Consider the following 22,854-nt stretch of genomic DNA (forward strand, 5'->3'; position numbering starts at 1 on the left):
GGGCGAAATAATAACTCACAGATAGCTGTGACACCGCTATACGGGAAGGTTTTCAAGTATGAATTTATTATTCTACTTTTAAAATCAAAGAATTAACTTCGTAACTATTTTCTGCATAACCCCATCATTTATGGATTCACGCTAGTTGATCTAGCGCATAAACTCATGTCGGCTCAAATAGCCGAGCAATGCGGCGGCCACGCGGACTTGTCTAAGTCGTAATTCGCTAGAAATAACTTCACAAGCCATTCCACGGAAAATGAATGCGGGGCTATGAGGCGAAGGCTAAACGCCGAGCTTAGCCCAGCCCCAACTCGTTCCAGATATCATCTATTTTCTGAATAACAGCAGGATCCTTCACTATGGGTCTACCCCATTCACGGGTGGTTTCACCGCCCATTTTATTAGTGGCGTCCATTCCCATTTTGGAGCCGAGGCCTGAAACCGGTGAGGCGAAGTCTAGGTAGTCGATGGGGGTGTTTTCAACTAGAACGGTGTCGCGGGCTGGGTCCATGCGGGTGGTGATGGCCCAGATGACGTCGTTCCAGTCGCGGGCGTTGACGTCGTCGTCGCACACAATAACAAACTTGGTGTACATAAACTGACGCAGAAACGACCACACGCCAAACATGACACGCTTGGCGTGACCGGGATATTGCTTCTTAATGGTGACGACCGCCATGCGGTAGGAACAACCTTCCGGTGGTAGATAAAAATCTACAATTTCCGGAAATTGTCTTTGCAGTAATGGCACCAAAACTTCGTTCAGCGCTACGCCTAATACAGCGGGTTCATCCGGCGGCCGGCCGGTATAGGTGCTGTGATAAATGGGCTTTTTGCGATGGCTGATGTGGGTGACGGTGAAAACCGGAAAGCTATCTACTTCATTGTAGTAACCGGTGTGATCGCCGTAGGGGCCTTCGTCAGCCATTTCTTCTGGGTCGATATAGCCTTCTAAAATAAATTCGGCACTGGCGGGTACTTGTAGATCATTGCTAAGGCTGGTGGTGAGTTCGGTTTTGCTGCCTCGCAATAGACCGGCGAAGGCGTATTCGCTTAGAGAATCAGGAACTGGCGTTACCGCGCCGAGGGTAGTAGCAGGGTCTGCGCCAAGCGCAACGGATACGGGAAATTTCTCGCCGGGATTGTTGGCTTTAAATTCTTGGAAGTCTAGTGCACCACCACGATGGGACAGCCAGCGCATAATCAGCTTGTTTTTGCCGATTAATTGCATGCGGTAAATGCCGAGGTTTTGCCGTTCTTTATTGGGTCCGCGAGTAATAACCAGCGGCCAGGTGATGAGCGGCGCGGCGTCGTCGGGCCAGCAGGTTTGAATGGGCAATGTGTTTAAATCTACCGCGTCGCCTTGAATAACGCACTCCTGGCAGGGCGCGTTGTTCACCATTTTAGGCCCCATATTCAAGACTTGTTTGAATACTGGCAATTTGCTCCACGCGTCGCGCAGGCCTTTAGGTGGATCGGGTTGGCGTAGAAATGCGAGCAGTTCACCGACATCGTGCAGCGCTTTTATGTCGTCTTTGCCCATACCCATAGCGACACGCTTTTCGGTACCGAATAAATTCGCCAAAACCGGAATGTCGTAGCCAATAGGGTTTTCAAATAACAGGGCGGGGCCGCCCGCGCGCAAAACACGGTCGCAGATCTCGGTCATTTCCAGATTGGGATCAACTGGGTGGCTAATACGTTTTAGCTCGCCTAGTTTTTCTAAGTGCCGGATGAATTCTCTGAGGTCTTTATACATAAAAGAGGGTCTGACGTCGGGAGTCGGAAGTCTGAGGCTACAAGGTGCGGCCTCAGATTCATACTATCAAACTTAAATTGCGGTTTAGCTTCAGGGCTTTTATGTCTGACGTCAGGCCTCCGACGTCAGACTCACTTCCTTTTCATTGAGTCAAAGAAGTCCGCATTGGTTTTGGTGTCTTTGAGTTTGTCGATTAAGAATTCGATAGCTGCGGTGTCTTCCATGCCGTGAAGTAATTTACGCAGTATCCACATTCTGGCCAGTTCTTCTTCACCGGTCAGCAGCTCTTCGCGGCGGGTGCCGGAGCGACGAATATTGATGGCGGGGTAAACACGTTTCTCGGCAATTTTGCGGTCGAGGTGTAGTTCGTTGTTGCCAGTACCTTTGAATTCTTCGTAGATAACTTCGTCCATTTTCGAGCCGGTATCAATCAATGCCGTTGCGATAATGGATAAGCTGCCGCCTTCTTCTATATTACGCGCCGCGCCAAAGAAGCGCTTTGGTCGCTCTAGGGCGTGGGCGTCTACACCACCAGTTAATACTTTGCCGGAGCTAGGGATGATGGTGTTGTAAGCGCGGGCTAGACGGGTAATAGAGTCGAGTAGGATAACGACGTCGCGCTTATGCTCAACTAGGCGTTTGGCTTTTTCGATAACCATTTCTGCCACTTGGACGTGACGCGCCGGTGGCTCGTCGAAGGTCGAGGCCACAACTTCTGCGCCGCGTACACCTACCGAGCGCTGCATTTCGGTTACTTCTTCTGGGCGCTCGTCGATCAATAATACGATGACGTAACATTCTGGGTTGTTGCGAATGATGCTCGAGGCAATATTCTGCAACATTAAGGTTTTACCCGCTTTCGGCGGTGCGACGATCAAGCCGCGCTGGCCTTTACCGATTGGCGCCGCCAAGTCGATGATACGACCGGTTAAATCTTCGGTGGAGCCGGTTCCCATTTCAAGCGTCAGGCGCTCATTAGGAAACAGGGGGGTAAGGTTTTCGAACAGAACTTTGTTCTTGGATTGTTCGGGGCGGGTAAAGTTAACTTCATCGACTTTTAGCAGGGCAAAATAGCGTTCGCCCTCTTTGGGCGGTCGAATCTTACCGGCAATGCTGTCACCAGTGCGCAGGTTAAAGCGTCTGATCTGGCTTGGAGATACGTAGATGTCGTCGGGGCCGGCGAGGTATGAACAATCAGCCGAGCGCAAGAAGCCAAAGCCGTCTTGCAGTATTTCTAATACGCCGTCGCCGTGAATGTCTTCACCGCTTTTGGCGTGGCGCTTAAGTATGGAGAAGATTATGTCTTGTTTACGAGAGCGGGCGATGTTGTCTAGGCCGCCTTCTTTGGCAATGTCGAGTAATTCTTGAGCTGATTTTGTTTTTAGATCGGTAAGATTCATAGGTATATGGGTTTAGTGGTATCAATTAGACAGGATATAAGCGAGACGTGGGATCGGCAGAAATAGGGAAGCCGGAACGAACTCGACGAGTTAAGCTGAAGCGAATATAAGGTTAATTATTGGGTGTTCTTTGAAGGATCTTGCGCACTCTATCATCGAAAGGCTAGGGCGTCTAGCTTTTCGAGCGAGCCCGTGCAGTAAAATTCTGAACGGGCTACTAAGGCTTACAGTGCTGAATTTACGAAATCTAGCAGCTGAGTTTTAGACAATGCGCCAACTTTAGTGGCCTCTGCATTACCGCCTTTGAAAATCATCAGCGTTGGAATGCCGCGAACGCTAAATTTTGCAGGCGTGTCGCTGTTGGCATCAACGTCGATTTTGCAGATCTTCACTTTGCCGGCAAATTCGCTAGAAATTTCGTCAAGAATAGGGGCAATCATTTTACATGGGCCACACCACTCAGCCCAGAAATCAACCAGCACAGGCAAGTCAGACTTCAGCACGTCTTCTTCAAAGCTGCTGTCGGTGACGTGAACGATGTTGTCGCTCATGTTAGTTCTCCGAATAAACATCACAAAATTAAGGATGTGCGATGATAGCACAGGAATTATGACGATGTGAAAAGAGGTAACAGTGTGAATTTAACCGTTGGTGCATATTTAGCGGCTATCGATATGGGGTCTAACAGCTTTCATTTGCTTATTGCCCAGGTGCACTCCCAGGCTTGGCGGGCCATTTATACCGATGAGCGCAAGGTGCAGTTGGCGGCAGGTAGCGAAGCTGGCGTTTTGCAGAGCGATGCGCAGCAGCGTGCCCTAGCGTGTTTGGCGGATTTTAAGAAGGAGTTAGCGAAGTACCACATTACTGAACTACACGTCGTGGCCACGGCGTCGCTGCGGGGTGTTAAGAATGCCGCTCCTTTTTTATCTGCGGTGGAAGATTTACTCGGTGTGCGGCCTGAGATTATCAGCGGTGAGTGTGAAGCGGAGTTGGTATATCTCGGCGTTTGTGCCGGATTGCCGGACGAGAATGCTGGGCGATCTTGCTTGGTGGTTGATATTGGCGGCGGTAGCACTGAACTTGCCTGGGGTTGCGATGCTCATATGAAGGTGGGTGTGAGTACCGAGGTCGGGTGCCTACGCTATTTACGTTACTTTCCAGAGGGTGAGTTGCGCCAAGAATATTTTAAGGCAGCGGTAGGGGCGGCAAAGGCGATGTTTACGCAGGCGCTGGATGGATTTCCCCAGTCTTTTTGGGAATCACCCCCGTCTGTTATTGGGTGCTCGGGTACTTTGTTGGCAGTAGAGCAAGTGCTGTTGGCAAAATCTGGGCGGACAGATGGCGGAATTAAATTGAATGAGCTGCGGAGCTTGGCTGAGAATCTCGCCTTATTTAGCTCCGTGGGTGAAGTGCGCTATCAGGGCTTGGCAGAAGATAGGCGGTCAATTTTCGCATCGGGCGTCGCGATCGCTTTGGCGCTGTTTGACGTATTGAATATTGATACTATGCAGCTTTCGCCGCGCGGACTACGTGAAGGTATTATCGAAAATCGGCTCGCGCATGGCGAGCTGGCATTCCAGCAAGGAGGACAGCAACAATGAAAAAAGTCGCACTGATATTATCCGGTTGTGGTGTTTATGACGGTTCCGAAATATATGAATCGGTACTGACCATGTTGTCATTAGAAAATCATGGCGCGAGCTACCAGTGTTTTGCCCCCAATATTGAGCAACTCCATGTTATTAACCATTTGGCCGGCGAAGTGGCAGAGGGTGAAAGCCGCAATGTGTTGGTTGAATCGGCGCGCTTAGCCCGTGGTGAGGTGAAGGATTTGGCCCAAGCGCAGGCAGCGGATTTTGACGCGGTGATTGTGCCCGGTGGTTTTGGCGCAGCTAAGAATTTGTCTGACTTCGCAGTAAACGGTGCGCAGATGAGTGTGCAAAAAGACGTGCTGCAATTTGTTCAAGCCATGCACAAGGCGGGTAAGCCCACCGGCTTAATTTGTATAGCACCGACGATGGCGGCCCGAATTTTTGGTGATGGCGTAAAATGCACCGTGGGTAATGACGCCGATGTCGCTACAGCTATTAATAATATGGGAGCGCTTCATCAAACCTGTTTGGTTGATGAAGTGTGTATAGATGAGGCTATGAAATTGGTGACTACCCCAGCCTATATGTTGGCAGGTAGTATTGCCGAGGCCGCCAAGGGTATTAATCGCTGTGTGCGAGAAGTATTAAATATGGCCTAAGGGCATTTGTGGGGTTTTGAGCATACGGCTGGCCTGAATCTGTGTTGGCCGTTATGCTTGCCGCACTTGCTTGAGTATGGGAACGCATTCGCGACATGCCCCGATTTTTATATAGTGTATTTTCTTATCTGCTTTTGCCGCTGGTTCTATTGCATTTGCTTTGGCGTGCTTGGCGAGCGCCGGCGTATCGGCACCGTATTGCCGAACGCTTTGGCTTCTTCAATGCACCCGCACAGACGCATGGTTTGTGGATTCACGCGGTTTCTGTTGGTGAAAGTATCGCGGCGGCTCCGATCATTGAGCATTTTTTAGATCATCACCCAGAATTACCTGTGCTCGTTACCACCATGACGCCAACCGGATCTGAACGTGTGCGTGCGATGTTTGGCAAGCGAGTTTTCCATGTTTATGCGCCCTATGATTTGCCGGATGCGGTGAGCCGGTTTTTGGATCGTGTGCAGCCGCGGGTCGCCGTCATTATGGAAACCGAGGTTTGGCCAAATATGGTTTGCCAAACCGCCGCCAGAGGTATTCCCGTGCTTTTGGCGAATGCACGATTATCAGCGCATTCCGCCCACGAATATGGGCGAGTGGCAAAATTACCCCAGACGGTGTTTTCAACATTTTCAAAAGTGATTGCGCAATCTACCGAAGATGGCGCGCGGTTTTTGGCGCTAGGAGTGCCGGAGGAAAAGTTAGTTATTTCCGGCAGCATTAAATTTGATGTTGCCGTCCCGCCCGCTCTCCGTGAGCAGGCACGTACATTGCGTGAGCAGTGGTTTGGGGCGCGGCCGGTGTGGATCGCGGCGAGCACCCATGCCGGTGAAGACGAGATACTATTAGCCGCCCATAAAATATTACGTCAACAGCAGCCAGATGCCTTGCTGTTATTGGTGCCGAGACATCCTGAGCGCTTTGCTAAGGTAGCGGAATTAATTGTGGCAGAGGGCTTTAGCTTTCAACGCCGCAGCGAATTTCAGCAAGGGCTTAGCGCCGCCGATGTCCAGGTTATTTTGGGCGATACAATGGGCGAATTATTGCTGCTGCTAGGTTGCGCGGATATTGCCTTTGTTGGCGGTAGCTTAGTGGAACGCGGCGGCCATAATACGCTGGAACCAGCGGCGTGGGGGCTGCCGGTTTTGACGGGGCCTAGCGACTACAATTTTTCGGAGATTAGCGCTCTTTTGCATGACGAGGGGGCATTGCTACAGCTTTCAAACGCAGAAGAATTGGCGTCAGCGCTACACAATTTAATGGCAGACCCTAAGCGGGCCCAGCAGCAGGGTGCGGCTGCAAAGCAGGTGGTTGATAATAATCGGGGGGCTTTGCAGCGCTTGCTCTCCTGTATTGAGCAAGCACTGCAGCAGAGCTAGCTATATTATTTTCTCGCGTCGCTTTCTTTTAACGACACCGGCTCAGGTAGTTGTAACCATTTATTAAGCGCAATAATGTCTGCCGGGCTTAGTGTGCCGGCATTCAATTTCAGTTTTAGCACATCAATAACGTAGTCGTAACGGGCATTGGTGTAGTCGCGCATTGCGCCGTAGAGGCGGCGTTGGGCGTCTAATACGTCAACAATATTTCTTGTTCCCACCTCATAACCTGCCTCGGTTGCGTCTAAGGCGCTGCGGGTAGAAATAATATTTTGATGACGTGCATTTACGGTTTGTACGTCGGTGTAAACCGCAATGTGCTGGGCGCGGGTGCCAGAAATTACCTGGCGCTGAGTGGTTTGTGCATTGTAGTTTGCGGCATTGTATTGCTCATAGGCTTGACGTCTACCGGCACTAACAGCGCCACCTGCAAATAGGGGCATGGTCAATGTTACGCGCAGTGCATCGCTTTCGGTGTATGAGTCTGGCTGCGTTGCAAAGCTATTTGTTGGTCTGTAGCGGGAGGTGCCGTCTACATCGTCTTTGCTTTTGGTAAAACTGCCGACAATTTTAGGCAAGTGCTCCATTTTTTTCGACTGGGCTGTTTCATAGGCCGAGCTAGCACCAGCGTTAGACACCTGCAGCAATTTGTTATTTGCCAGTGCAAAGTCTACCCACTCTGCACGGCTGGCAGGTTCGGGCATGGTGATGGGAAAGTCGGTTTTTAGTGACCACAGATTATTGTGTTCTTGGCCAGTCAAATTGCTGAGATTTTCTCTGGCGATTGCTAGTGTGCCTTCAAAACCGTAGCGCTGGGCGACGGTGCTGTCGAAAACCGCGCGGGCTTCGTGTACGTCGGTAATGGCAATTAAGCCGACGTCAAACCGCTGTTGAGTTTGCTCCAGTTGGCGCTTGGCTGCACGCTCCTCTGCTTTAGATGCGTCTAGGTTTTCACTGCCGCGTAATACATTGAAGTAGGCTTCTGCAGTGCGTACGATCAATTGCTGCTGTTCGTATGCCAGTTGCGCTTCGGCTTGTTCAGAAACCTTTTTGCCGGCTTGAAAGCTGAACCACGCAGGTAGATCAAAAAGTGGCTGACTCAGTGATACAGAATAGAATTCGGATTCGGTGTTCGTGTTGACGTTCTGCAGTGCTGTTGACGAACTGCTGCTAATTCCTTCTCTTTGCGAGTCGCTCTCTGCGTCTTGGTAGTAGGCTTGTGCGGTAATTTGTGGAAGCAGTCCGGCGCGGCTTAAATTCTCAGTTTCGATGTTGGCGCGGTAGCTGGCTTCAGCAGCTTTTAGCTGGGGATCATTTTTAACAGCAAGTTCGTAAACATCTAGTAAGGTGTCAGCATTGACGAGTTGGCTGCTTAACAGTGCAGCAATGGAGATACTGAGTAGATGACGTTTGGCAATCATAGAGGTAACCTGTCTCCAAAGAGGGCGGGAGGAAAGCCCCAAAGTGTACCAAACAAATACCCATTGGATATGAATATTAACTAAAGTTATGGAATGTACGGGCATTTCATTGGGAGTGATGTGAATAACCATCAGTACCGAATAGACCTCAATGGTCATCTTGCGGATTGCGAAATGAATTTTCGCCGTTTGCAAAAGCTGTTGCCGTCGGAAGTGGAGGCTGGCGATTGCCTGCGTTTTGGTGTGGCCGCGAATGCGGTAGAGCTGCATATTAAAGAGCGCGCGCCCTACACCACGATGTTAGAGCTGCGCCTAGCAAAACCTCTGTTTGCAGAGTTGCCGGTGCCGGCATTGCAGGTTCGAATTTATCACGACGCCAGTTTGGCGGAGGTGATGGGGGCGCGAGGTTTGCGCCCTGTTAAGCCGCGTTATCAGTATCCCAATACCGCCATGTATCAGCGCGACGAAAAAGCTCAGCAAAATCGTTATCTTGGCGAATGGCTGAGTCTGTGTCTTAGTCATGGCCGATCCTTAGAAAATCCCCTGAATATTCTCGAAATATGACATTGTTCGCGTAATTTTACTGGCGGAAGCCTGGGGCATCCCGTATAAAACAAGCAAGCAATAATGGGGTTGTTCGGTGAATTTGGCTGCTCAAACAAATACAGCGCCACTAACGGTGGTGCAAATTAGCGATTGTCATCTCGGCGCTGAGCTGGGTGATAGCCTATTGGGCATGGACACCGACAATAGCCTAGAAGCCGTGTTGACAACGATTGCAGACGAGTGCCCGCATATTGATTTGCTGGTGGTGTCTGGCGATTTGGCAGCCCACGGCGATGCGGAGTCTTATCGTCGCTTGTATGCCCGACTTGATGGCGTTGCCGCGCAAATGGTGTGGCTACCCGGGAATCACGATGACGCTAACTTGATGTGCAGTATAGTGGGTGATCAAGTTATGCCCGCCACGTTGGATGTGGGAACTTGGCGTCTGGGTTTTATGAATTCTGCGGTTTGCGGTGAAGTGGGCGGGTCGTTGGCAGCTGACCAGCTTGCTGTGCTCGCTGGTATTGCTGAGTCTGAGCGTCCCAGTTTGGTGTTTTTGCATCACCATTTACGCGCCTTGGGTTGCGCGTGGTTGGACGAGCAGCGGGTAAAAAATGCCGATGAGGCATTTGCCATCGTCAAAGATTCATCGAATATTAAGGCGTTTGTATCTGGCCATGTTCACCAGCAATCTGAAATGTTGTATCAGAACATGGGGTTATTGACGACGCCATCGACCTGTATCCAGTTTGCCCCAGGCAGCGACAATTTTGCTTTGGATGACTGCAACCCCGGCTATCGGGTGTTTTACTTGGCGCCAAATGGCCAATTTCAAACAAGAGTGTCGCGGGTAAAAGGTGTAACATTCGCCGTCGACAATCTGGCAAGTGGTTACGAATGACAGCAGGGCTTATTTATATTCACGGATTTATCTCTTCTCCCCAATCTTTAAAAGCACAGCTATTGGGGCATTATGTTGCAGAGCACCATTCAGATATCCATTATATGGTGCCGTCTTTGTCAAATACGCCGGCGGAGGCGTTTCGAGAGTTAGATCAATTAGTACAAGATTACTTGCAAAATAACACGGGGCCCTTGGGCTTGGTGGGCAGCTCGATGGGGGGCTTTTTTGCCACCGCTCTAGCTGAGCGCTACCGGCTAGCTGCGGTGTTGGTAAACCCTGCGGTGCAACCCCATACGTTTGGCGAGCATTTTATCGGCGCCCACCACAACCCCTACACGGGTGTGGACTTTAGCTTGGCGCAGGCCGATATTGATGTGCTGCAGTCTTTGGTGGTAAAACCGAACACCGGACGTTACTGGGTCATGGTTCAAGAGCAGGACGAAACCTTGGACTATCGCGATGCGGTCGAATTTTACAACGGCGTGCAGATGACGGTGGAAGCGGGGGGCGATCACAGCTTTCAGAATTTTGACCGCCATTTAGCGGCGATTGTTGAATTTCTGCAATTATCGACACCGGCGGAATAGCCACGCGTCCCTAAAAAATAATACGGATTCTGGCCACCTACGGGGCTAGATTTTTAGCTAAATTAGTCAATGCGGCGCGGCCGCTAACAATGGTTTTAGATGTCACAATATACCTCGCAATCCATAGAAGTTCTTACCGGTTTAGAGCCGGTGCGCAAGCGCCCCGGCATGTATACCGACACCACCCGTCCCAACCATTTGGCGCAGGAAGTAATCGACAATAGCGTCGACGAAGCCCTCGCTGGGCACGCTAGCGAAATTGTTGTCACCTTATTTGCTGATGGCTCGCTGGCCTGTTCCGATGATGGTCGGGGTATGCCGGTAGACATCCATCCCGAGCAGGGCTTGCCAGGGGTTGAGGTGATTCTTTGCACCTTGCACGCGGGCGGTAAATTTTCTAACGACAATTATCAGTTCTCGGGTGGTTTACACGGTGTGGGTGTGTCGGTGGTGAACGCCCTGTCTAGCTCGCTAGAGATCGTCATAAAACGCGATGGCCAAGTGCATCAAATGTTTTTTGCCGATGGCGACAAGGCCACTGAACTAGCGGTTATCGACAGTTGCGGCAAGCGCAATACCGGAACCTATATCCGCTTTACGCCCAATCCTAAGTATTTTGATTCTGCAAAATTCTCGGTGCGGCGTTTAAAGCACGTGCTGCGAGCCAAGGCGGTTTTGTGCCCTGGTCTGAGGGTCAGCTTTGTTGATGAAACCGGCACAGAAAGTGAAGAGTGGTATTACGAAGACGGTCTGCGCGATTACCTCGCGGGCCATACTCGCGAATATGAAACTCTGCCCGCCGAACCCTTTATTGGCCATTTTAGCGGCCGCAGCGAGGCCGTCGATTGGGCAGTGCAATGGCTGCCGGAGGGCGGCGAGCCATTAGCTGAGTCTTATGTAAACCTCATCCCTACCGCGCAGGGCGGTACCCACGTCAACGGCTTACGCAGCGGTCTGCTCGACGCCATGCGCGAATTCTGTGAATTCCGCAGCCTGATCCCCCGCGGCGTAAAATTAGCGCCGGATGATATTTGGGAGCGATGCAGCTACGTGCTGTCGTCTAAATTGGCTGACCCGCAATTTTCTGGTCAGACCAAAGAGCGCCTCAGTTCCCGCGAAGCCTCAGCCTTTGTTGCAGGTGTTGCTAAAGATGCCTTTAGCCTATGGCTAAATCAGCACACCGAAGATGCAGAAAAGCTCGCTGAGTTATGTATTAACAATGCGCAAACACGGCTTCGTAAAGCGAAAAAAGTGGTGCGCAAAAAAGTATCTGCGGGGCCGGCACTCCCGGGTAAATTGGCAGATTGCTCCGGTGCAGACTCCGAGCGTTCCGAGCTATTTTTAGTAGAGGGTGATTCTGCGGGTGGTTCCGCCAAGCAGGCGCGCGACCGTCAGTTTCAGGCCATACTGCCCCTGCGCGGTAAAATCTTGAACACCTGGGAAGTAGACGCCCAGCAAATTTTAGCCTCGCAAGAAGTTCACGATATTTCGGTGGCAATGGGTATCGACCCCGATTCAGATGATCTAAGTGGGCTGCGCTACGGCAAAATATGTGTGTTGGCGGATGCGGACTCCGACGGTCTGCATATCGCGACCTTGTTATGTGCCTTATTTTTACGGCACTTCCGTCCATTGGTTGAGCAGGGTCATGTTTATATTGCCATGCCGCCGCTGTATCGCATCGACATTGGCAAAGAGGTGTACTACGCCTTAGATAATGGCGAAAAGCAGGGCATTATGGATCGCTTAGAAGCAGAAAATAAGCGCGGAAAAATTTCAGTTACGCGTTTTAAAGGTCTGGGCGAAATGAACCCGCTGCAACTGCGCGAAACCGTTATGGACCCCAATACCCGCCGTTTAGTGCGCTTAGCGATTGACGACGGCGACGAAACGGATAGTTTGATGGATATGTTACTGTCTAAAAAACGCGCACCAGATCGTAAAACTTGGCTAGAGGCCAGCGGCGATGAGGCTGAGGTTTTGCTGTGATTATTTTGAATAATGTCGTGTAAATATCCGCAATAGCAAGGCTCTTCATAGGGCCTTTTTATTTTTTGAAAAACAGATTTATTCCTTTTAGCGTAAGACGTTTTTAAATTATTAATCCTCAAGGAGAATAAAAAATGTACAGTCATATCATGGTTGGCGCAAACGACATTCAGGCATCAAAAGTATTTTATGATGCGGTGTTAGGCGCGATGGGTCACGAGCCTGGCGTTTTTGATGAAAAAGGCCGCTGCTTTTACTTTACTGAAAGTGGCATTTTTGCCCTTACCACGCCAATTGATGGTAATCCGGCGACCCATGGGAATGGGAGCACAATTGGTTTTGCTGCAAAAGACCCCGCTCAAGCAGACGCTTGGCATGCAGCAGGTTTGGCAAATGGCGGCACGAGCTGTGAAGACGCACCGGGTGTTCGCGAAAGTGGTTTAGGGAAGCTGTATCTCGCTTATTTGCGTGATCCCTCGGGCAATAAAATTTGTGCTCTGCACCGTATGGGCTGATAGCCGTTAGAAGACCCAAGGCGAGACATGAATATTAAATAGTATTCCTGTCTCGCCTTTTTTGATTTGGCGTAGTAACTTTGCCGCTGTGTGTAGTGTTCTATATTAAATCGATAATAAAAATTAGGATCTTCACGATGAAAATTACCTTGTTTGGCGCCACCGGATCGCTAGGCAGTGAGTGTCTGCGCCAAGCTGTGCTGGCGGGGCATGATGTCACCGTTTTGGTGAGATCAGCGGCAAAATTACCAGCGGACCTGCGGGACCGAATTTCGGTGGTGGAGGGTGATGCGCTGAACGTCGACGACGTGTGGCGTGTTATAGGTGAAGAAACCGATGCCGTCATGTTTGCGATAGGTGTTGATAAACACTCACTGCCAGATTTATGCACCGAGATTAGTCGTCATATTTTGGATGCTTTGCGGGGCGAGCCCAGAATTCGTTTCATTTGGTGCGGGGGTGGCAGCACCTTTGTGCCAGAGGACCGCATTAGCCTAGGGGCGAGATTTGTTCGGAAGTTTGCGGCGCTCTTTATGAGTCTGCGACATGAAGATAAAGAGCATCAGTATCAGCTATTAATGCAGTATCCAGACGTGCAGTGGCTAGGGGTACGGCCATTGCAAATGCGAAAAGGGGAGTTGCGGGGGCAATATCGCATGGGTTTCGACCACTTTAATGGTTTTTCGGCGATTAGTTTCGCCGATTGCGCCCATGCGATGTTGGGCTTATTGCAAGATGACACTTGGCTGCATAAAGCGCCGATTGTTCAGTATTAGCCTGAACTTAAGGGGCTATTTTGTTGGTTGATGAGCAGCGAAGTTTACTACTTTGGTTGCAGTGAATTTACTCCCTTGGGTCATTAGCTGGTCGCGCTATTGGAGTAATCGCGACCATGCCGTTATAATGCGCGCCAGATTATAATGCGGGGCTGCTGTGCCTTGTACGCAAAGAGGACGTTAACGGTGAATAGTGCAATATTGAAGAAATTGGCCGCTGCCTTTGGTTTGGTGATGGTATGTGTCTCTGCTTGGGCGTTGACGGACAAGCAAATAGCGGAAGTTGAAAGCCGCATTCAGCCAGCCGGTAAAGTGTGTTTGCAAGGCGATAATAGCTGCGGTGCAGCGGTAGCCTCTGTAGGTGGCGCGCCCAAGTCTGGCGAAGAGGTTTATAAGGGCAGCTGTCAGGGTTGCCATGCATCGGGTGCGGGCGGCGCGCCAAAGCTTGGCGATGCGGCTGACTGGGCGAAACGTGCCGAGAAAGGTGTAGACACGCTGCATAAACATGCTATTGAAGGTTTCACTGACATCGGCATGATGCCTGCTAAAGGTTTGTGCATGAGCTGTTCTGACGAAGAAGTCATGGCTGCTGTTGATTACATACTAGAAAACAGCAAGTAATTGCCTAATAGCTCTGAAAGCCGCGCAATGCGCGGCTTTTTTTTGCCTGCTGTAAATCTATTGACTCGTTTTTAGCGTAATAGAGTCAGGTACTATTCCAGAGTGATAGATAAAAACGCGGAACATTAGCTGCATTTTGCGCTACTCTATAACTAATAATTGTCCAGTGGGTCGTGTTGTAATGAATCGATGGCTAGTGATTGCGTTGGTAGGTTTATTGTCAGCCTGTGGCGGTTCGTCTAATTCAGGTTCCTCAAATGGGGGGGCTAATAATGACGGAGGCTCAGACGGCGGAGAGATCACTACGCCGCCGGTAACTGATGGTGAAGATAATTCACCGCCGGAAACGCCAGTTTCCTATGGTGTACCTACGGCCACCCAAATTCGTCCTGGCGTTGAAATAAGCGCCAATGGCAGCGGCTGCACGGGTAATTTCTTGTTTTCACCCAATTCCCAGACGGTTTATATCGGGGTGGCGGCACACTGCTTCAGTCTCGATAGCAATGATGACATTGACCCCTGCGAAAGCAATAATTTGCCCATTGGCTTTAATCAGGTGGTGATTGAAAACGCGACCCAGCCAGGAGAAATTGTCTACTCTAGCTGGCGCGCGATGCAAGAATCCGGCGAAGCACCGGGCTCGAATGCCTGCACTTATAACGACTTTGCTCTAGTTAAAATTCATTCCGACGACGTGGCTAATATTCATCCTGCGAGTTTTGCCTTTGGTGGGCCAGTTTCGTTATTCACTGGATTAGCATCGGTAGGTGATGCGGTATACGCCTACGGGCGCTCACCCTATCATTTTGGCTTGCGTTTATTAGAGGCGAAATCCGGCGATATTACGGCTGTTTTAGGGAATGGCTGGGCATACCAAATTGTCACAGACAAGGCTAGCATCCCCGGCGATAGCGGCGGGCCTATTTTTGGACCGAATGGCCAAGCCTTAGCGGTGACTAGTGTTTTGACCCTGAGTCTCGGCCTTGGCGCAGCGCCAGTCAGTAACGGCGTGACCAATTTGGACCGCGCTCTGCAATATGCAATTGACGGCGGTTTTATAAATGCCAGTACCAAGCTAATAGCGTGGCCTGATTTTTATTCCAGCGGTAATTTTTAATCAGGCAATGGGCTAGCCGAGAATATCTCTTAAGCTGGCTAAGGTTTCGCCGCCACGCTTTTGGTTTTGGGCGGGGTCGCTGTCACCGCGACCCTCCCATTCCAAATCCTCTTGCGGCAATTCTGCTAAAAATCGGCTGGGTTCACAGCTGGTAAATTCCCCAAAGCTTTTGCGCTTGGCGCAGTAACTCATGGTGAGGGTGCGCTGGGCGCGGGTGATGCCCACATAGCAAAGGCGGCGTTCTTCTTCGATCATGCCGTCATCGATACTGTTTTGATGGGGTAAAATGCCTTCTTCTAAGCCGATCATAAACACATGGGGAAATTCCAAGCCCTTGGCGGCGTGAAGTGTCATGAGCTGAACTTGGTCGTCACTTTCCTTTTCGTCTTCCTGGCGCTCCATCAAATCTCTCAGCACCAAACGGCTTATCGCACCCTCAATGGCATTGTCGCTTTCATCATCTTTTATCGATTTTTCAAGGGAGTTAATCAGGGTATGAACGTTGGCCATGCGCCGTTCGGCGATAGCGACCGACGAGCTGTTTTGAATTAACCAATCGAGATAATCGATGTCACTCACTAGCTGGCGCACACTGGCGACGGGTTCATCTTCATAACATTTGCGGCGCAAATTATTTAGCCAGCCGGTAAATTCCCGCAGTCGCTTTACCGCCGCTTCTGGCAGGTGCTGGCTTAAGCCCATCTCGTCACAGGCATCGTACATGCTAATTTCGCGCTCGGTGGCATAGCGCCCGAGGTTTTCTAAGGTCGAGGTGCCAATCTTGCGGCGGGGCACATTTACAATTCGCAAAAAGGCGTTGTCGTCCCCTGGGTTAATGATCAGGCGCAGGTAGGCCATGATGTCTTTTATTTCATTGCGGGCAAAAAACGAGGTGCCGCCGCTGAGTTTGTAGGGAATTTGATGAACCTGCAGCTTTAATTCCAATAGGCGTGACTGGTGATTGCCCCGATACAACACCGCGTAATTACCAAAGCGGCCTTGGGTGCGCAGTTTGTGATCGAGAATCTCGGTCACGACCCGCTCACACTCGGCGTCGTCATTGCGGCAGCGAATAATCCGAATATGCTCGCCGTGGCCCAATTCCGACCACAGGGCCTTATTGAGTTCATGGGGGTTGTTGGCGATAACTGTGTTTGCCGCTTTGAGAATGCGCGCGGTGGAGCGGTAATTTTGCTCCAACTTGACCACCTTCAAATGCGGGTAATCTTTACCGAGCAGGCTTAAGTTTTCGGGTTTGGCACCTCGCCACGCGTAGATCGACTGGTCGTCATCGCCCACCACCGTCAGCCCGCCACGATCACCTACCAATTGTTTTACAAGGTGGTATTGGGAGCCGTTGGTGTCTTGATATTCGTCCACCAGCATATAGCGAATTTTTTGCTGCCACTTTTCTAGAATGGCTGGCTGCTGATCAAATAGCAGCGCAGGCAGCATAATCAGATCGTCAAAATCTAAGGCGTTGTAGGCTTTTAACGCGTTTTGGTAGCGCAAATAGGCCTGCGAACAAAGAATATCGGCAGGGCCTTCGGCACTGGCAATGGCTTGTTCTGGGGTAATGAATTCGTTTTTCCACTGCGAGATACGGTGCTGAATGCGATCCGCGTTATCGCTTTCTGCGCCATGATCCTGCATCAGTAAATCGCGGATGAGGGTTTGGGCGTCTTGGCTGTCAAATATCGAAAAGCCAGATTTATACTGCAGTGCCTTGTACTCGCTGCGTAATATATTCATACCCAAGTTATGGAAGGTCGACACCGTTAAGCCGCGCGATTCTTTGCCTTTAACAAGCTGCGACACCCGCTCCTTCATTTCGCGGGCGGCTTTATTGGTAAAGGTCACCGCCGCAATGTGGCGAGCGGGCATGCCGCACTTCTCAATTAAATACGCCATCTTGCGGGTTATAACGCTGGTCTTACCACTGCCGGCGCCAGCCAAAACCAAAATTGGCCCGTCGATATAAAGCACCGCTTCGCGCTGTCTGTCGTTGAGTTTGCTCACGCGGATGTGGTGTCCTGCTGGCGGTTAAAAAAGGCTGGGCATTGTAGCAGTGGTGGCGCCGGACAAGAACCGTTCTTGGATATGTGGATTGGTTTTAAAGCTCTCCCCGATAAATCATCGCCTCCTGTAAATGCCCAAGGCTGATGTCTTTGTCGCCCGCTAAGTCTGCAATCGTTCGTGCAATTTTGACTAGGCGGTGGTGTGCGCGGGCGCTCAGTCCTAATTTTTGTTCAGCGCGGAGCATGAATTGTTTGCTTGCCGTATCGAGCCCGCAGAAGGTTGCGACTTCATCGGCGCTGAGTCTGGCGTTGATGTTTGGGCTGCGGCGCTCTTGGCGATCTCGCGCTGCGCATACTCGCTCGCGGACGACGGCGCTGGATTCGGCCTTTGCCGACTCCTGTAATACACCGGGCGGTAGTCTAGGCACGGTGATGCGCAAATCGATGCGATCTAATAGCGGGCCAGATAATTTGCTGCGATAGCGTTGAATTTGGTCAGGCGTGCAGCGGCAGTCTTTATTTTCGTCGCCGTCGTAGCCGCAGGGGCATGGGTTCATTGCCGCTACCAATTGAAATTTTGCCGGGAAGGTCAATTGCTGGGCGGCGCGGGAGATAATTACCTCGCCAGATTCCATCGGCTCGCGCAGTACTTCCAATACTTTGCGTGGATATTCGGGTAGCTCATCTAAAAATAAAATTCCATTGTGGGCTAATGAAATTTCGCCAGGCCGAGGATAGCTGCCGCCTCCGACTAAGGCTGCTGCTGAAGCGGTGTGATGTGGCGAGCGAAACGGTCGGTGTAGTCGTAATGGTTGGCCGGCGACAGATTGCACGGTCGCAATATCTAATCGCTCTGCTTCAGTTAGGGGTGGCAAAATCCCAGGTAAACGATTTGCGAGTAGGGTCTTGCCCGTACCGGGTGGCCCGCTTAATAGCAGGCTATGGCCCCCAGCTGCGGCTATTTCTAGGGCGCGCTTGGCACCGGCTTGGCCTTTAACATCGCTGAGGTCTGGGTAGTTATTTTCATCAATGGGTTCAACACTGGCACCTGCAAAGGGCAGGGCTTGTTGGCCGTGCAGATGGGCGGCGACCGCGAGCAAGGACTCCGCTTCGCGCACGCCAGTGTCGTCAACAATCGAGGCGAGGCCGGTGTTGGCGCTGGGTAGAATTAATATATGGCCGGCCGCGCTGGCTTGAATGGCGGCGGGCAGGGCTGCGTCTACCGCGCGGAGTTCGCCGCTTAAACCGAGCTCGCCTATGAGCTCTATATGTTCTAGCGGTGCGGCGGGCACTTGGCCTGATGCTAATAGAATCCCGATGGCGATGGGTAGATCGAACCGGCCGCCTTCCTTGGGTAAATCGGCAGGTGCCAAGTTGACGGTTATGCGACTGACGGGAAATTCAAAGCGGGAGTTAATCAGGGCAGAGCGCACTCGGTCGCGACTTTCACGTACCGTCGCTTCCGGTAAACCAACGATGTTAAACGCGGGCAAGCCGCCAGATAAATGTACTTCAACCGTGACCAGTGGGGCATTCACGCCGAGCTTGGCGCGGCTATAAACAGTAGCAAGTGGCATGTCTTCATCCTTGAAGGCTGCGTAAATGTCTGAAGTTTCAGCTTAGATTTTGTCGGCGCTTTGGCTTTCTATTTGTGCGGTGAGTTCAGCAAGTTGCTTTTCTAGCGCCTCAAGTTTGCTGCGAGTACGGTTTAGCACCGCCACTTGGGCATCAAACTCATCCCGAGAAACCATATTTAAACGGCTAAAGCCGCCCTGTAATAAGACCTGTACTTTTTCTTCAATATCGCTCTGAATTTCTGGGCCGCTATTGATTAGCTTGCCGGCCTGCTGTGCCAGCTGAGAAATAAAATCGGGTTTTGCCATGTGTTGTTACCTCGCTATTGCGCTAAGTGTAGCGTTTATTGAGCTCGCGTGGGAGGTGTAAGGGATTAGCTTGACGTCGGAGGTCTGACGCCGGACGCTAAAACCGTCTCCCGTCTCCCGTCTCCCGTCTCCCGTCTCCCGTCTCCCGTCTCCCGTCTCCCGTCTCCCGTCTCCCGTCTCCCGTCTAGCGTTCTGCTTTCAAATGGTGCGACACTCGCTGATTCGAGTACCGATTTGGCGCAGTGTGCTTTTTCTGTGCACAACGATGGCCCAGATATTGCTTTTGTATCTGTCTAATTTGGGCCTATGCTCGGTCCAGTGCGTGTTTAATATGTCATAAAGATAAGGATTTGCCGTTGACGGCTCAGCTCTCAAGTAAGGATATAACAGTGATACCGGCGCCTGACGGGGTGCCTAGCAAGTCGTGGCGGGCGTCGATTGAGTTGATGTTTGAAGCACGGGCTGGACGCACAGATTTGGTGCGCTCTCGGCATAAAGGGCCGTTGCGGGTGCAGCGGGCGTTTTATCCTGAGGGGGATTGCTGTCACCTCTATTTATTACATCCGCCGGGTGGCATGGTGCCGGGGGATGATTTACGAGTGGCCCTGGGCTTAAGTCATGGCGCGCAGGCGCTGTTAACCACGCCATCGGCGGGCAGGGTGTATCGCAGCGATTTAGCGAAGACGGCTCAATCACAGGGTATATCCGCAGAACTGCTGACAGGCACCTGCTTGGAATGGCTGCCGCAGGAAACCATTGTGTATGAGGGCGCCGAGGCTGAATTAAGCAATCGATTTGATTTACAAGGCGATGCGTCGCTGTGTGCCTGGGATATTGTGGTCTTGGGGCGTCGCGCCAGTGGCGAAGGGTTTAGCAAGGGCCGCTGTCTGCAGAAAATTGAAATCAGTCGCGATGGTATTCCGCTACTACATGAGCGCACGGAGTGGCTGGGTGGCAGCGCGATGTTGGATGCCCCTTGGGGCATGAACGGCATGTCGGTAAGCGGCACCCTATTTGCTACGCTGCAATGCGACCAAGACAGGATGGATAGTTTGCGAGAGGGACTGGCTGAACTGATTGCCAGCCGAGGCTGGTTACCCGCCGAGTGGGGGCTGTCACAAAAGCGCGATATTTTTCTAGCACGATATTTAGGTAATTCACCTGAGCAGTGTCGCAAAGGGTTTATTTGGCTGTGGTCGCAATTGCGGCCCTTATTAAACGGGCGAGCTGCCTGCCCGCCGCGAATTTGGAATACCTAAAGTGCCAATAAATGATCACAAAATAGATAAAGATGGGAAGTGAAGGCGATGGAACTGAGTCCGAGAGACAAAGATAAATTATTAATTTTTACCGCAGCATTGCTCGCCGAGCGTCGCAAGGCCAAGGGTTTAAAACTGAATTATCCAGAGGCGATTGCGCTCATTTCTGCTGAAGTCATGGAGGGCGCGCGTGAGGGGCGCACCGTGGCTGAGATGATGAGTGCGGGCCGCGAAGTACTCGGCCGCGGCGATGTGATGGATGGCGTCGCCGAGATGATTCACGAGGTGCAGGTAGAGGCTACCTTTCCCGACGGTACCAAACTCGTGACGGTACACAATCCTATTGTTTAAGGCGATTAGCAGTGATTGGCTGCAAGAATGGAGGCTCTATGATTCCGGGTGAAATGCAAATTGCACAGGGTGATATCGTTCTGAATGCAGGGCGAGAAACATGCACCATCGACGTTGCGAATAGTGGCGACAGACCAATTCAAGTCGGCTCCCACTATCATTTTTTTGAGACGAATCTGGCCCTAATATTTGATCGCGAAGCGAGCCGAGGATTTCGTTTAAATATTGCGGCGGGCACAGCAGTGCGTTTTGAGCCGGGGCAAAGTCGCGAAGTTGAATTGGTGGCGATGGCGGGCAAGCGTGAAGTGTATGGCTTTCGTGGTGATGTGATGGGCGCCCTAGATGCGCTGGCGACAGGAGCAAAGTCATGAGCACAATTGACCGCCGCGCCTATGCGGATATGTACGGCCCCACGGTGGGTGATCGGGTTCGATTGGCCGATACAGAGTTGTGGATAGAAGTAGAAAAGGACTTCACCACCTACGGTGAAGAAGTGAAGTTTGGCGGCGGTAAAGTAATCCGCGACGGTATGGGCCAGAGCCAATTAGGGCGCGAATTTACTCCAGATACCGTGATCACCAATGCGCTAATTTTGGATCACTGGGGTGTGGTGAAAGCCGATGTCGCCATTAAAGCCGGTCGCATTGTGGCCATTGGCAAGGCGGGTAACCCAGACATCCAGCCAGACGTCGACATTATTATCGGCCCATGCACCGAAGTGATTGCTGGCGAAGGTCAGATCTTAACGGCGGGGGCTATCGACGCCCACATCCACTTTATTTGCCCCCAGCAAATTGAAGAAGCGCTGATGAGCGGCGTGACGACCATGATCGGTGGCGGCACCGGCCCCGCAACCGGCACCAATGCCACTACTTGCACACCGGGAGCTTGGCATATCGGCAAAATGCTACAAGCGGCAGAAAGTTTTCCGATGAATTTGGGCTTTCTCGGCAAGGGCAACGCGAGTTTGCCGGGGGCCTTGGAGGAGCAAATACAAGCCGGTGCCATGGGTTTAAAACTTCATGAAGACTGGGGCACCACACCTGCCTCAATCGATTGCTGTTTGAGCGTGGCTGAAAAATACGATGTGCAGGTGGCAATCCATACCGACACCCTCAATGAGTCGGGTTTTGTGGAAGACACCCTCGATGCGTTTAAGGGCAGAACCATTCACACCTACCACACCGAAGGTGCGGGCGGTGGTCACGCGCCGGACATTATAAAGGCCTGTGGCTCTGCCAATGTATTGCCGTCGTCGACCAATCCAACACGGCCCTACACCGTGAACACGGTGGACGAGCATTTAGATATGTTGATGGTTTGTCATCATCTTGACCCAAATATTCCAGAAGACGTGGCCTTTGCGGATTCGCGGATTCGCAAAGAGACCATTGCAGCGGAAGATATTCTTCACGATCTCGGCGCGTTTTCGATGATCTCGTCAGACTCACAGGCGATGGGGCGGGTTGGTGAAGTGGTGTGCAGAACCTGGCAGACCGCCCACAAAATGAAAGTGCAGCGCGGCCCGCTTGCCGAAGACAGCAGCGGTAGCGATAACTTCCGCGCCCGTCGTTATATTTCTAAATACACTATCAACCCCGCAATTGCCCACGGCATTTCCCATGAGGTGGGGTCAATCGAAGTAGGTAAGCTGGCGGACTTAGTGCTTTGGAAACCGGCGTTTTTTGGGATTAAGCCGTCCATGATTATTAAGGGTGGCGCGATTGCCGCGGCGCCAATGGGCGACCCAAATGCATCAATCCCCACGCCGCAGCCAGTACATTACCGCATGATGTTTGGCGCCTTTGGTAAAGCCTGTGTGCAGACCTCGGTTAGCTTTGTCAGTCAGGCGGCGATAAACGCCGATATCGCAACGGGCCTCGGGTTGGAGCGGCCGCTGGTCGCAGTAAAAAATTGCCGCAGCGTCACCAAGGCCGACATGGTGTTAAACAATTATCAGCCGGTGATGGAAGTTGATCCCGATACCTATGAAGTGCGGGCAGATGGTCAATTGCTGATTTGCGAACCCGCTAGCGAATTGCCCTTGGCACAATTGTATTGCTTGTTTTAGCGGTGCAGAG

The 22,854-nt window shown here is 51.5% G+C and carries 22 protein-coding genes; 15 read left to right on the plus strand and 7 right to left on the minus strand.

Annotated features, from left to right (window positions below):
* Positions 1-298: 298 nt before the first annotated feature.
* From ubiD to trxA, 3 genes are all read right to left on the minus strand, one after another.
* Entirely contained in the window at positions 299-1,762 is a 1,464-nt protein-coding gene (gene ubiD / locus C0068_RS14220) for a 4-hydroxy-3-polyprenylbenzoate decarboxylase (protein ID WP_103685141.1), read from the minus strand.
* A gap of 131 nt (positions 1,763-1,893) precedes the next feature.
* Positions 1,894-3,162 carry a transcription termination factor Rho gene (rho, locus tag C0068_RS14225; protein ID WP_103685142.1) on the minus strand — a complete coding sequence of 423 codons (1,269 nt, stop codon included), beginning with the start codon at positions 3,160-3,162 and terminating at the stop codon, positions 1,894-1,896.
* A 224-nt stretch (positions 3,163-3,386) separates the two neighbouring features.
* Positions 3,387-3,713, minus strand: a complete 327-nt coding sequence (trxA, locus tag C0068_RS14230) for a thioredoxin TrxA (protein ID WP_103685143.1) — start codon at positions 3,711-3,713, stop codon at positions 3,387-3,389.
* 84 nt (positions 3,714-3,797) lie between these two features.
* On the opposite strand from trxA, the gene C0068_RS14235 reads away from it, so the two are divergent.
* The 3 genes from C0068_RS14235 (at position 3,798) to waaA (ending at position 6,786) form a co-directional block, all read left to right on the plus strand.
* On the plus strand, positions 3,798-4,763 hold the full coding sequence (locus C0068_RS14235; protein ID WP_103685144.1) for a Ppx/GppA phosphatase family protein: 966 nt from the start codon (positions 3,798-3,800) through the stop codon (positions 4,761-4,763).
* Positions 4,760-5,413: an isoprenoid biosynthesis glyoxalase ElbB gene (gene elbB / locus C0068_RS14240; RefSeq protein WP_103685145.1), complete on the plus strand. Its 654-nt coding sequence runs from the start codon at positions 4,760-4,762 to the stop codon at positions 5,411-5,413. Before C0068_RS14235 ends, elbB begins: the two co-directional genes overlap by 4 nt.
* A 95-nt stretch (positions 5,414-5,508) precedes the next feature.
* Positions 5,509-6,786 (plus strand): lipid IV(A) 3-deoxy-D-manno-octulosonic acid transferase, encoded by a 1,278-nt coding sequence (gene waaA / locus C0068_RS14245; RefSeq protein WP_103685146.1) that lies wholly within the window; start codon positions 5,509-5,511, stop codon positions 6,784-6,786.
* 5 nt (positions 6,787-6,791) lie between these two features.
* Here waaA and C0068_RS14250 read toward each other — a convergent pair whose 3' ends face one another.
* Positions 6,792-8,207: a TolC family outer membrane protein gene (locus C0068_RS14250; protein WP_103685147.1), complete on the minus strand. Its 1,416-nt coding sequence runs from the start codon at positions 8,205-8,207 to the stop codon at positions 6,792-6,794.
* Between the two features lie 120 nt (positions 8,208-8,327).
* Here C0068_RS14250 and C0068_RS14255 point away from each other — a divergent pair, with 120 nt between their 5' ends.
* From C0068_RS14255 to C0068_RS14290, 8 genes are all read left to right on the plus strand, one after another.
* The gene (locus C0068_RS14255; RefSeq protein ID WP_233208825.1) at positions 8,328-8,771 is read left to right on the plus strand and encodes a DUF1249 domain-containing protein; all 444 of its coding nucleotides are present in this window, start codon (positions 8,328-8,330) and stop codon (positions 8,769-8,771) included.
* Between the two features lie 76 nt (positions 8,772-8,847).
* Positions 8,848-9,654, plus strand: a complete 807-nt coding sequence (locus tag C0068_RS14260) for a metallophosphoesterase (RefSeq protein WP_103685149.1) — start codon at positions 8,848-8,850, stop codon at positions 9,652-9,654.
* A complete protein-coding gene (locus tag C0068_RS14265) occupies positions 9,651-10,244 on the plus strand; it encodes a YqiA/YcfP family alpha/beta fold hydrolase (protein ID WP_103685150.1) in 594 nt (197 codons plus the stop codon). Before C0068_RS14260 ends, C0068_RS14265 begins: the two co-directional genes overlap by 4 nt.
* Positions 10,245-10,343: 99 nt before the next feature.
* Complete coding sequence (gene parE / locus C0068_RS14270) at positions 10,344-12,233, plus strand: DNA topoisomerase IV subunit B (protein WP_103685151.1); 1,890 nt, start codon at positions 10,344-10,346, stop codon at positions 12,231-12,233.
* 134 nt (positions 12,234-12,367) lie between these two features.
* Positions 12,368-12,748, plus strand: a complete 381-nt coding sequence (locus tag C0068_RS14275) for a VOC family protein (RefSeq protein ID WP_103685152.1) — start codon at positions 12,368-12,370, stop codon at positions 12,746-12,748.
* 137 nt (positions 12,749-12,885) lie between these two features.
* Positions 12,886-13,524 carry an NAD(P)-dependent oxidoreductase gene (locus C0068_RS14280; RefSeq protein ID WP_103685153.1) on the plus strand — a complete coding sequence of 213 codons (639 nt, stop codon included), beginning with the start codon at positions 12,886-12,888 and terminating at the stop codon, positions 13,522-13,524.
* Positions 13,525-13,710: 186 nt separating this feature from the next.
* Positions 13,711-14,145: a c-type cytochrome gene (locus tag C0068_RS14285; protein ID WP_233208826.1), complete on the plus strand. Its 435-nt coding sequence runs from the start codon at positions 13,711-13,713 to the stop codon at positions 14,143-14,145.
* 181 nt (positions 14,146-14,326) lie between these two features.
* Entirely contained in the window at positions 14,327-15,262 is a 936-nt protein-coding gene (locus C0068_RS14290; protein WP_146047905.1) for a trypsin-like peptidase domain-containing protein, read from the plus strand.
* A gap of 12 nt (positions 15,263-15,274) precedes the next feature.
* Here C0068_RS14290 and rep read toward each other — a convergent pair whose 3' ends face one another.
* The 3 genes from rep to C0068_RS14305 form a co-directional block, all read right to left on the minus strand.
* Positions 15,275-17,281 (minus strand): DNA helicase Rep, encoded by a 2,007-nt coding sequence (gene rep / locus C0068_RS14295; RefSeq protein ID WP_103685155.1) that lies wholly within the window; start codon positions 17,279-17,281, stop codon positions 15,275-15,277.
* A gap of 94 nt (positions 17,282-17,375) precedes the next feature.
* A complete protein-coding gene (locus C0068_RS14300; protein WP_103685156.1) occupies positions 17,376-18,857 on the minus strand; it encodes a YifB family Mg chelatase-like AAA ATPase in 1,482 nt (493 codons plus the stop codon).
* 42 nt (positions 18,858-18,899) lie between these two features.
* Positions 18,900-19,163 carry an accessory factor UbiK family protein gene (locus C0068_RS14305; protein ID WP_103685157.1) on the minus strand — a complete coding sequence of 88 codons (264 nt, stop codon included), beginning with the start codon at positions 19,161-19,163 and terminating at the stop codon, positions 18,900-18,902.
* A gap of 389 nt (positions 19,164-19,552) precedes the next feature.
* Between C0068_RS14305 and C0068_RS14310 the strand changes: the two genes are divergently transcribed.
* Genes C0068_RS14310 through ureC form a run of 4 tightly spaced genes read left to right on the plus strand, consistent with a single transcriptional unit; the run spans position 19,553 to position 22,844 of the window.
* Positions 19,553-20,422, plus strand: coding sequence for an urease accessory protein UreD (locus C0068_RS14310; RefSeq protein ID WP_233208827.1), 870 nt, complete (start codon positions 19,553-19,555; stop codon positions 20,420-20,422).
* A 48-nt stretch (positions 20,423-20,470) separates the two neighbouring features.
* Positions 20,471-20,773 (plus strand): urease subunit gamma, encoded by a 303-nt coding sequence (gene ureA, locus C0068_RS14315; protein ID WP_103685158.1) that lies wholly within the window; start codon positions 20,471-20,473, stop codon positions 20,771-20,773.
* A 38-nt stretch (positions 20,774-20,811) separates the two neighbouring features.
* Positions 20,812-21,144: an urease subunit beta gene (locus tag C0068_RS14320; protein ID WP_103685159.1), complete on the plus strand. Its 333-nt coding sequence runs from the start codon at positions 20,812-20,814 to the stop codon at positions 21,142-21,144.
* Positions 21,141-22,844 carry an urease subunit alpha gene (gene ureC / locus C0068_RS14325; protein ID WP_103685160.1) on the plus strand — a complete coding sequence of 568 codons (1,704 nt, stop codon included), beginning with the start codon at positions 21,141-21,143 and terminating at the stop codon, positions 22,842-22,844. The genes C0068_RS14320 and ureC overlap by 4 nt, the downstream gene beginning before the upstream one ends.
* Positions 22,845-22,854: the final 10 nt, after the last annotated feature.

Source organism: Zhongshania marina (assembly GCF_002915595.1).
GTDB classification, from domain to species: domain Bacteria; phylum Pseudomonadota; class Gammaproteobacteria; order Pseudomonadales; family Spongiibacteraceae; genus Spongiibacter; species Spongiibacter marinus_B.

Coding starts and splice junctions, on each gene's coding strand:
- trxA (WP_103685143.1), bottom strand. CDS start 3,713: ATGAGCGACAACATCGTTCACGTCACCGACAGCAGCTTTGAAGAAGAC.
- C0068_RS14250 (WP_103685147.1), bottom strand. CDS start 8,207: ATGATTGCCAAACGTCATCTACTCAGTATCTCCATTGCTGCACTGTTA.
- ubiD (WP_103685141.1), bottom strand. CDS start 1,762: ATGTATAAAGACCTCAGAGAATTCATCCGGCACTTAGAAAAACTAGGC.
- elbB (WP_103685145.1), top strand. CDS start 4,760: ATGAAAAAAGTCGCACTGATATTATCCGGTTGTGGTGTTTATGACGGT.
- C0068_RS14300 (WP_103685156.1), bottom strand. CDS start 18,857: ATGCCACTTGCTACTGTTTATAGCCGCGCCAAGCTCGGCGTGAATGCC.
- rho (WP_103685142.1), bottom strand. CDS start 3,162: ATGAATCTTACCGATCTAAAAACAAAATCAGCTCAAGAATTACTCGAC.
- parE (WP_103685151.1), top strand. CDS start 10,344: ATGTCACAATATACCTCGCAATCCATAGAAGTTCTTACCGGTTTAGAG.
- C0068_RS14305 (WP_103685157.1), bottom strand. CDS start 19,163: ATGGCAAAACCCGATTTTATTTCTCAGCTGGCACAGCAGGCCGGCAAG.
- C0068_RS14275 (WP_103685152.1), top strand. CDS start 12,368: ATGTACAGTCATATCATGGTTGGCGCAAACGACATTCAGGCATCAAAA.
- C0068_RS14290 (WP_146047905.1), top strand. CDS start 14,327: ATGAATCGATGGCTAGTGATTGCGTTGGTAGGTTTATTGTCAGCCTGT.
- C0068_RS14265 (WP_103685150.1), top strand. CDS start 9,651: ATGACAGCAGGGCTTATTTATATTCACGGATTTATCTCTTCTCCCCAA.
- waaA (WP_103685146.1), top strand. CDS start 5,509: ATGCCCCGATTTTTATATAGTGTATTTTCTTATCTGCTTTTGCCGCTG.
- C0068_RS14280 (WP_103685153.1), top strand. CDS start 12,886: ATGAAAATTACCTTGTTTGGCGCCACCGGATCGCTAGGCAGTGAGTGT.
- ureA (WP_103685158.1), top strand. CDS start 20,471: ATGGAACTGAGTCCGAGAGACAAAGATAAATTATTAATTTTTACCGCA.
- ureC (WP_103685160.1), top strand. CDS start 21,141: ATGAGCACAATTGACCGCCGCGCCTATGCGGATATGTACGGCCCCACG.
- C0068_RS14320 (WP_103685159.1), top strand. CDS start 20,812: ATGATTCCGGGTGAAATGCAAATTGCACAGGGTGATATCGTTCTGAAT.